This window comes from Collimonas sp. OK607 (assembly GCF_900111995.1).
Classification (GTDB): domain Bacteria; phylum Pseudomonadota; class Gammaproteobacteria; order Burkholderiales; family Burkholderiaceae_D; genus Collimonas.
The window spans coordinates 121,899-130,692 of sequence record NZ_FOKF01000011.1; the positions used below are offsets into that span (position 1 = coordinate 121,899).

Genomic DNA, 8,794 nt, shown 5'->3' on the forward strand with positions numbered 1-8,794 from the left:
ACCAGGCGACAGCATGCTGTCATTCGCCAAGCTGCGGAACCCGGTACACCTGTTGCTGGTAATCGTCGCCATCATCGCCGGCACCAACCTGCCCTTGCTGACTTACGCTCCCAACCGCCTGCTTAGCGGCCAGGGCGTTCTTCTGAGCCAGCTTGCCGCTCGCTACTGGCTGCTAGCAATTCCCGCGTCACCGTTGCTGCTTGCGCCCTGGTTGCGACCAACCCGGGACAACCATATTCTGCTGATCATCGCTGCGGCCACCCTGAGCGGCGGCCTGCTGGCGTTAGCCGGACATGAAGCACAGCTCCGCACCGGAGAGGTCGATTCCTTGGTGCGGGTCTCGTTCGGCGGCGCCTTTTGGCTATTGTTGCTGACCGCCTGGTTGCAACTGGCAGAGGCGCTGCGCGGGCTTGCCTTGTCGTTGCCGGCGCGGGTAGCGGTAATACTGGCAGCGTTGATATCGATTGTGGCACCGGGAGCATCCGGGTACCTGGACCATCTGTCGCTGTTGAAGGAATACCAGAATCATCAGGATGCCTTTGACCTGGCACTGTTACGCCATGTGCAGCTGGTAGCGTTTTCTGTATTACCTGCCGTACTGATCGGCGCTTTGCTCGGCACGCTGTCTTTTCATAGCCGGCAAGCGCGCAAGCTGCTGTTCCCGCTGTTGAATGTCATACAAACCATTCCCTCGATAGCGTTGTTTGGCTTGCTCATCGCCCCGCTAGCGCTGCTGGGCAGCCTGTTTCCGCAATCTGGGATTGGCGGCATCGGCCTGGCGCCGGCGTTGCTGGCGCTGACATTGTATTCACTGTTGCCGATGACCCATGGCACCTTGGCGGCACTTGAACAAGTGCCGCCATCCGTACGTGAAGCAGCGAGCGGTATCGGCATGTCGCCGTGGCAGATATTCTTTCATGTCGAGCTGCCGCTGGCTTTGCCTATATTCCTGTCAAGCATCCGTGTCACGACAGTGCAGGCGATTGGCCTGGCAGTGGTGGCGGCGTTGATCGGCGCCGGCGGGTTTGGCGTCCTCATGTTCCAGGGGATGTCCAGCAGCGCATTGGATCTGGTTTTACTGGGAGTGATCCCTGTGATTTTGCTGGCTATCGGCGTCGATACGCTATTCAAGGTAGCGATCTCTATCTTGAGGAGACAAAACCGTGATTGAAATCAGCGAAGTAAGCAAATCATTCGATGGCCGGCAAGCGATCAGCGAGCTGAGCCTGACGGTAAACAATGGCGAGTTCGCCATATTGATCGGCACTTCCGGCTCTGGCAAGTCGACCATGCTGAAACTGTTGAATCGATTACTGGAGCCGGATAGCGGCGGCATCCGGCTGCACGGCAAGAATATTGTCGAACATTCGCCGGAACAGTTGCGGCGCCGCATCGGCTACGCGATCCAGTCGGTCGGGTTGTTTCCGCATTGGACGGTGGAGCAGAACATCGGCGCTGTCCCGGCATTGTTGAAATGGCCAAAAACACGCATCCGCGACCGCGTCAGCGAATTGCTGGAACTGTTGCATCTGCCTCCTGACGAATTCCGTCATCGCTATCCGGACCAGCTTTCCGGCGGCCAGCAACAACGAGTCGGCGTGGCACGCGCACTGGCGGCCGACCCCGACGTGCTGCTGATGGACGAACCCTTCGGCGCGCTTGACCCCGTGACCCGCGCCAGCCTGCAACAGGAATTGGCCAATATCCACAAGGTATCTGGCAAGACGATCATATTGGTGACGCATGACGTCGACGAAGCGCTGGCCTTGGGCGAACGTATCATCCTGATTGATCATGGCCGCATCGTGCAACAAGGCGCGCCACGGGATTTCCTGTTGTCGCCGGAGAACGATCTTGTGCGTGAATTCGTCGGTCAGAGCGATATCGGTATTCGCCTGCTGGGCTTGGACAAAATCGCCGACCGGGTACGCGCCCAGCCTGCCATCCCCGGCGAACCGATTCGCAGCAACAGCACGCTGCGCGAGGCGCTGTCAGCCTTCGTCACCCGCAAAGAACACAGCCTGCCAGTGGTTGACGAACACGGCCTGCCCGCGGGAGTGCTGCATTTCGCCGATTTGCTGGGGAAGCCTTCGGGGAGGCCGCGATGAGATGGTTTTATCGTCACCGCTGGCTTGCCATCAGCAGTCTTTTGCTGGTGGCTTTCACCTTTGGCATGCCGCTGACAGCGCCGCTGTTCGCCGGCGCCTTTCCCGATCTGGCCCGCCCCATGTACAGGCAAGACGCGTTTGCCACGCTGGTGCTGGCGCATCTGAGCATCGTGTTGGTGTCTGGCGTCATAACTGTGCTGGGTGGCGTGGCTACGGGTTTATTCGTCACCAGGCCGGCGGGACGGCAGTTCCGGTCATCCCTGGAAACGGTACTCGCCATCAGCCAGTCATTTCCTCCGGTGGCGGTATTGGCAATCGCTGTACCGCTAATCGGTTTTGGAGAAACCCCTGCCCTGATAGCGCTGGTCATGTACGGCGTGCTGCCGGTGGCGCAAGGCGCGATAGCCGGTTTGTCATCGATCCCGCCATCAATCCTGGAAATTGCGCGCGGCATCGGCATGGATCGCTGGCAAATTCTTTACCGGGTGGAGTTGCCGCTGGCGGCGCCAGTGATACTGGCCGGCGTGCGCACCTCGGTGGTGATCAATATCGGTACGGCGGCAATTGCCTCTACCGTCGGCGCCAAGACACTTGGACTGCCGATTATCGTCGGCCTGAGCGGATTCAATACAGCCTATGTGATCCAGGGCGCGCTACTGGTTGCACTGCTGGCGATTGTGGCCGATCAGTTGTTCGACCTGTTATCACAACGCTGGATGCGGTCAGCCAGCATCACCGCCCCAGACGCTCGCGTAGAAATTCGATGAATCGCTGCGTCTTTGCCGGCAGCAGACGGGTTTCGGTGATGGCATAGACAGGTGTCGGCGTACCGTACCATTCGGGCATGATGCGACGCAGCTTGCCGCTGGCCAGCTCATCGGCGACCACTTCCTCTTGCATCAGGATGATGCCCATGTCGAGTGCTGCCAGGCGGCGGATCATGCCGACGTTGTTGAGCGCGAAGCGCCCACCCACCTGCACTGTGTCGCTTCGCTTTCCGTCGTGCAATGTCCACGCCCCCGCTTTCAAGATGCCCAAACACTGGTGTTGCTTCAGATCGGCGGGCTTGCCCGGTTCGCCCGCTCGTTCAAGATAGCCTGGCGAAGCATAGAGATAAGGTGTGAACGAGCCTAGCGTGCGTGCGATCAGTTGCGAGTTCTCGGGCTCTCCGATGCGGATCGCCACGTCGAACGGTTCGCTGACCAGGTCGACCCGTCGCGCGGTCAGGTCGAAATCGAAGGTGATGCCCGGGTAGAGTCCGGCAAACTCAGCGATCAGAGGCGCCAGGTAGGTCACCGCGAAATCCACCGGAAACGAGGCACGCAACACTCCGCTCGGCTGTGCCAGCATTTCGCCAAGCTGCTCGTGCGCCAGCCGGGCTTCATCGACGATGCGTTTGCATCGTTCGAAGTAAACCTGGCCCGCTTCGGTCAGTTCAATCTTGCGTGTCGTACGGTGCAGCAGGCGCAGGCCGATCGCCTTCTCCAGTGCGCTGATCCGCCGCGACAGCGTCGAGTTCGGTATCCCGATCGCTTCCCCGGCGCTGCGGAAGCCCTTGGCTTTGACGACCTCCACGAACAAGGCCATGTCGTTCAGTAGTTCCATGCCGACCGTTTCATTATGATTGCTTCGTTAGGACTGCGCCATTAATGGATCAATGTTATCCAGATTAGCATATTTATCCCAATTGAGAAGCAGTCCATAATTTCCACATCGAGATCGTGGCTGCTTCCGAGGCATTGGTGGCTCGGACAGACATCCCGGGTAAGGCTCCGCAAAAAAAGCGAAATCAGCCCTTTCTTCCATCCACCATATTCAAGGATTCCATCATGAGCAAACTATTCAGCCCCGTCCAACTTGGACGTAACACCCTTCAAAACCGCCTGGCCATGGCGCCGATGACCCGCAGCCGCGCCCAGCTCGACGGTACGCCGGGAGAACTGGCCGCCGAATATTACAGCCAGCGCGCCAGCACCGGCCTGATCGTTGCGGAAGGCACCCAGCCCTCTGACGATGGACAGGGTTACCTCACCACGCCGGGTATCTACACCGACGCCCATGTCGCCGGCTGGAAAAAGGTCACTGATGCCGTACATGGCAACGGTGGCCACATTTTCATCCAGCTGATGCATGCCGGGCGCATGTCGCACCCTGACAATACGCCGCATCACCGCCAAGCCGTTGCGCCATCAGCCATCGCCCCGGGCACGGGGATGTTCACGGCCAAGGGCATGCAGGACATTCCCGTGCCGCGTGCACTGACGACCGAAGAGGTGCGGCAGACGGTGGCCGACTTCCGCTTCGCGGCACGGCGCGCAGTTGACGCTGGTGCCGACGGCGTCGAAATCCACGGCGCGAACGCCTACCTGATCCAACAGTTCCTGGCGCTCAACGCCAATACGCGTACCGACGAATACGGCGGTTCGATCGAGAACCGCGCCCGCTTTGCCATTGAGGTGGTCACCGCGATTGCCGAAGAAATCGGTGCGGACCGGACTGCCATCCGTCTGTCGCCCGGCACGGCGATGTGGGGTATCGACGAAGGCACCGAAGGGCCGGATCTGTACCGGTATCTGGTTGCCGAACTCGACAAACTGGGGCTGGCCTACCTGCACATCGCGCACCAAGGCAACGAAACGCTGTTGACCGACATTCGCAAGCTCTGGAGGAGCAAGCTGATCCTGAACCGGCCGGGCAGCCCGCGCGACCGGATCGGAGCCGACGTGGCTTCGGGGCTAGCCGATCTGGAAGCCTACGGCCAAATGATGCTTGCGAACCCGGATTTCGTTGAGCGCCTGAAGACCAATGCACCGATGAACGACGCTAATCGCAACGCTTTCTTCGGCGGTGCGGCGCAGGGCTACACCGATTACCCTACCTTGAGAGAAACCCAAGGCGCCTGAGACTCCCCCAAAGCATGTTGCCACACTGGAATACTAGTGTATTCAACATGCTTTCACGCTCGCTGCTGTGCAATATCCATCAATTCGTCTCGTTCTGCATCACAACAGAGTAAACTACGCATCTCATTTAAAGATTTACGCGAAAAGAGCTTCCGGGCTCTGTTTTGCGTAGGTTCTGTCATTGTTTCGCGTAGTGCGATTCGACCCAACAAGCACAAACCAGCGAGTGATGTCATGTCTGAAAAACCAGTTCCCTTATTTACCGACTTAAACCTGAGCGAGCCATTGATACGCGTGCTCAAGGAAGTCGGCTATGAATCACCGTCACCGATACAAGCGGCGACTATCCCGATCTTGCTCAGCAATCGCGACGTATTGGGACAAGCGCAAACCGGCACCGGCAAAACTGCCGCTTTTGCGCTGCCGATCCTGTCACGTATCGATCTCAAGCAAACCACGCCGCAAGCGCTGGTATTGGCGCCAACCCGCGAATTGGCCATTCAAGTCGCGGAAGCCTTCCAGCGTTACGCCACCCATATTCCCGGTTTTCATGTGCTGCCGATTTACGGCGGCCAAAGCTACGGTCCGCAACTAAGCGCATTGCGCCGTGGCGTGCATGTGGTGGTAGGAACCCCGGGGCGCGTGATTGACCATCTGGATAAAGGTTCGCTGGACCTGTCCAAATTAAAGACATTGGTGTTGGATGAAGCCGATGAAATGCTGCGTATGGGTTTCATCGACGATGTCGAACGGATTTTGAAAGAAACCCCGGCAACCCGCCAGACCACGCTGTTCTCGGCCACCATGCCATCGGTGATCAAGCGCATCGCCAAAACGTATTTGCGTGATCCGGCAGAAATCACCGTCGCCGCCAAAACCGGCACGGCCGACAATATTCGCCAGCGTTACTGGCTGGTCAGCGGCATGCACAAGCTGGATGCCTTGACGCGCATTCTGGAAGCCGAAACTTTCGACGGCATGATCGTTTTTTCACGTACCAAAATGGGCACGGAAGAATTGGCGAGCAAATTGCAGGCACGCGGGTTTTCCGCTGCGGCGATTAACGGCGACATCAATCAACAACAACGCGAACGCACCATTCAGCAACTGAAAGACGGCAAGATCGATATCCTGGTCGCCACCGACGTTGCTGCTCGCGGTCTGGATGTTGAACGCATCAGTCACGTTATCAATTACGACGTGCCGCACGATCCTGAGAGCTATACCCACCGTATCGGCCGTACCGGCCGTGCCGGTCGCAGCGGCGAAGCGATTCTGTTCATCACGCCGCGTGAAAGAAATCTGTTGAAGGCAATCGAACGTGCGACCCGTCAACCGGTCTCACCATTGACTTTGCCGACAGTGCAGGCCGTCAACGATGTCCGCATCGCCAGATTCAAGGAACAGATCAGCGCTACTTTGGCTTTAGGTGCACTGGAAGAATACGCTTCCATCATTGAAGATTTCGAACGCGAACAAAACATCCCGGCAGTAGAAATTGCTGCTGCGCTGGCCAAAATGGCGCGTGGCAATGAGCCGTTATTGCTGGATAAAAAGCAAAACGCCCCTGAGCCGTTTGAAGCACGTAAATCAGTACCTGCCAAATCCTGGTCAGATGAGAAACCTGTGCGTGGCGGCAGGTTTGAACGTGGCGAACGTTTTGAAAAACCGGCACCGTCAGAACGCTTTGAACGCACTGAACGAGCACTGCGGTTAGATGAATCCGAGCGTCCCGCACGTTCGGAACATGGCGATCGCAGCGAACGTCCGGCTTCCTCTAAAAAAGATCGTGGCCACAACAACGATTTTGACATGGCCCACTTCCGCATAGAAGTCGGCCATAGCCACGGCGTCAAGCCAGGTAATATCGTCGGCGCAATCGCCAATGAAGCGGGATTGGAAGCCAAACATATCGGCCGTATCGAAATCTTTGATGACTACAGCACCCTGGATTTACCAGCTGGAATGCCAAAAGATTTGATGGAGCATCTCAAAAAAGTATGGGTCTCCGGACAGCAGTTGAAGATTAGCGCTGCCGATGAAACGATGCCGCATGGTGATCAGCCGGTCAAAAGATTCACTGACAAGCTGGCGCCGGGAAAGTCCGGTGGCGACAGAAGAGTATTTGAAAAGGATGGCGCTAAAAAGCCGCCGTTCAAAGGGAAAAGCGATTTTGCCAGCCGTACCGATGCGGGTCAGGCAAGGCCTGCCAAGCCCCATCGCAAGGGGCCTAAGCCTGCGTAACTAACAACGCTGTAACAACAGCACCGAAGATATAAAATGGCGGTGGTCGCAAGACCAGCCGCCATTTTTGCATCTGCGCAAAGACAAGGAAGCGCTACTTTTCACGGGCGGCAGCAACCAGGAGAGAACCATGAAGCTCAAGGGATCCTGCCATTGCGGTGCAGTTCGCTTTAGTCTGGATAGCGACTCGCCGTATCCTTATCAACGCTGCTATTGTTCAATTTGCCGCAAGACCCAGGGTGGCGGCGGATATGCCATCAATCTCGGCGGTGACGCCAGCACCTTGAAAGTGCTGGGGCAAGACGACGTCAGCGTCTACCACGCCAAACTCAAACGGAACGGCGAACAACGCGCCCATACCAGCACGGCGCAAAGGCATTTTTGCCGGCGCTGCGGCAGCGCGCTCTGGCTCTACGATCCGGAATGGCCTGAGTTGGTCCACCCGTTCGCTTCTGCAATCGATACGCCGCTGCCGACACCGCCGGCACATACCCATCTGCTGTTAGTAGACAAAGCGCCGTGGGTAGAAGTCAAGGCGGGTCGCAAGGACAAGCAGTTTGCCGAATTTCCACGTGAATCTCTGTTTGAATGGCATCAGCGGCTTGGCCTGCTTAAATGACGTGTTCCCCTGCGAGAGCACGTGCCGCCTTGATTGCGGCAACAACTTAGAACGAGTGACTGATACCAGCGTAACCGCCATTTTGCGCATGGCCCGGCAAAGGGCTGTCGAACTCCGTTCCAAAATCGGCATTACCCTTGTTGCGCATCGTGCCAACAGCCGCATATAGCAAAGTCCGTTTCGACAGGTTGTAATTGGCCCCGACCATGAACAGGCTGGCGCTTCCTGCATCGTGATTGAGCTTGGCGTGGAACGCAGCACCGATCAATGTCCATGCCGGTGTCAGCACGTAGTTGGCGCCGATCCAGTAATGATTGATCTTGTCCGGATCGGTAGGCGACGCGGTATCCGGGGCCGAGACATTTTCGTATCCGGCGTACAGTTTCAGCTGGTCCACAGTGTAGGTACCGCCCACAATCAGATCCTTGGAAGCGGTGTAGACGTCGGTATAACGGCCGTTGGCATCGCGGATAACGTCATAGATGGCACGTAGTTCGAGGCCGCCGGTGGTGTACACCAGCGAAATGCCGTCGCTGCGGCCATTTTTGGTGGAACCGGCTTTCTCGCCCAGACTGGTTTGTACGGTGGCGTTAAAACCGCCCCAGGTAGGCGTCTGGTATTCGATGACGTTATTGGCGCCCGGCCAGTTGCGGCCCTTGACCAGATTCTGCGTACTCATGAATTGCTGACCGGTAGGATCGAGATTCCAGACGTCATTGACGATGAACAGGTTTTTACCGAATTTGATCGAGCCGGCGCTACCGTTCAGGCCGACATAAGAACGCCGATTGAACAAGGCGCTACCGTTGGTGCTGCCGTTGGTGGCGTCAAAACCGGATTCCAACAAGAAAAAGGCGCTCAATCCGCCACCCAGATCTTCGGTACCCTTGAAGCCGATCATGCTGGTGCCCCACTGATTG

General features: G+C 57.6%; 8 protein-coding genes. 6 read left to right on the top strand and 2 right to left on the bottom strand.

From position 1 onward, the window contains the following. Positions 1-13: 13 nt before the first annotated feature. The 3 genes from BM029_RS10300 to BM029_RS10310 are packed head-to-tail and all read left to right on the top strand — an operon-like array spanning position 14 to position 2,875. Positions 14-1,171 carry an ABC transporter permease gene (locus tag BM029_RS10300; RefSeq protein ID WP_170851039.1) on the top strand — a complete coding sequence of 386 codons (1,158 nt, stop codon included), beginning with the start codon at positions 14-16 and terminating at the stop codon, positions 1,169-1,171. Further along, positions 1,164-2,108 carry an ABC transporter ATP-binding protein gene (locus tag BM029_RS10305; RefSeq protein WP_092435566.1) on the top strand — a complete coding sequence of 315 codons (945 nt, stop codon included), beginning with the start codon at positions 1,164-1,166 and terminating at the stop codon, positions 2,106-2,108. The genes BM029_RS10300 and BM029_RS10305 overlap by 8 nt, the downstream gene beginning before the upstream one ends. Continuing rightward, complete coding sequence (locus BM029_RS10310; RefSeq protein WP_092435569.1) at positions 2,105-2,875, top strand: ABC transporter permease; 771 nt, start codon at positions 2,105-2,107, stop codon at positions 2,873-2,875. The genes BM029_RS10305 and BM029_RS10310 overlap by 4 nt, the downstream gene beginning before the upstream one ends. Here the strand turns inward: BM029_RS10310 and BM029_RS10315 are convergent. Continuing rightward, complete coding sequence (locus BM029_RS10315; RefSeq protein WP_092435572.1) at positions 2,841-3,713, bottom strand: LysR family transcriptional regulator; 873 nt, start codon at positions 3,711-3,713, stop codon at positions 2,841-2,843. The genes BM029_RS10310 and BM029_RS10315 overlap by 35 nt on opposite strands. Before the next feature lie 224 nt (positions 3,714-3,937). On the opposite strand from BM029_RS10315, the gene BM029_RS10320 reads away from it, so the two are divergent. The 3 genes from BM029_RS10320 to BM029_RS10330 all read left to right on the top strand — a co-directional run bounded on the left by BM029_RS10320 (position 3,938) and on the right by BM029_RS10330 (position 7,874). Next, positions 3,938-5,011, top strand: a complete 1,074-nt coding sequence (locus BM029_RS10320; protein WP_092435575.1) for an alkene reductase — start codon at positions 3,938-3,940, stop codon at positions 5,009-5,011. A gap of 234 nt (positions 5,012-5,245) precedes the next feature. Then, on the top strand, positions 5,246-7,255 hold the full coding sequence (locus tag BM029_RS10325; RefSeq protein WP_092435579.1) for a DEAD/DEAH box helicase: 2,010 nt from the start codon (positions 5,246-5,248) through the stop codon (positions 7,253-7,255). A gap of 130 nt (positions 7,256-7,385) precedes the next feature. Beyond that, positions 7,386-7,874 (top strand): GFA family protein, encoded by a 489-nt coding sequence (locus tag BM029_RS10330; protein ID WP_092435582.1) that lies wholly within the window; start codon positions 7,386-7,388, stop codon positions 7,872-7,874. 46 nt (positions 7,875-7,920) lie between these two features. On the opposite strand, the gene BM029_RS10335 is transcribed toward BM029_RS10330, so the two are convergent. Next, a partial coding sequence (locus BM029_RS10335; protein ID WP_244544995.1) for a porin occupies positions 7,921-8,794 on the bottom strand: 874 nt, incomplete at its 5' end.

Coding starts and splice junctions, on each gene's coding strand:
- BM029_RS10300 (WP_170851039.1), top strand. CDS start 14: ATGCTGTCATTCGCCAAGCTGCGGAACCCGGTACACCTGTTGCTGGTA.
- BM029_RS10310 (WP_092435569.1), top strand. CDS start 2,105: ATGAGATGGTTTTATCGTCACCGCTGGCTTGCCATCAGCAGTCTTTTG.
- BM029_RS10315 (WP_092435572.1), bottom strand. CDS start 3,713: ATGGAACTACTGAACGACATGGCCTTGTTCGTGGAGGTCGTCAAAGCC.
- BM029_RS10320 (WP_092435575.1), top strand. CDS start 3,938: ATGAGCAAACTATTCAGCCCCGTCCAACTTGGACGTAACACCCTTCAA.
- BM029_RS10325 (WP_092435579.1), top strand. CDS start 5,246: ATGTCTGAAAAACCAGTTCCCTTATTTACCGACTTAAACCTGAGCGAG.
- BM029_RS10330 (WP_092435582.1), top strand. CDS start 7,386: ATGAAGCTCAAGGGATCCTGCCATTGCGGTGCAGTTCGCTTTAGTCTG.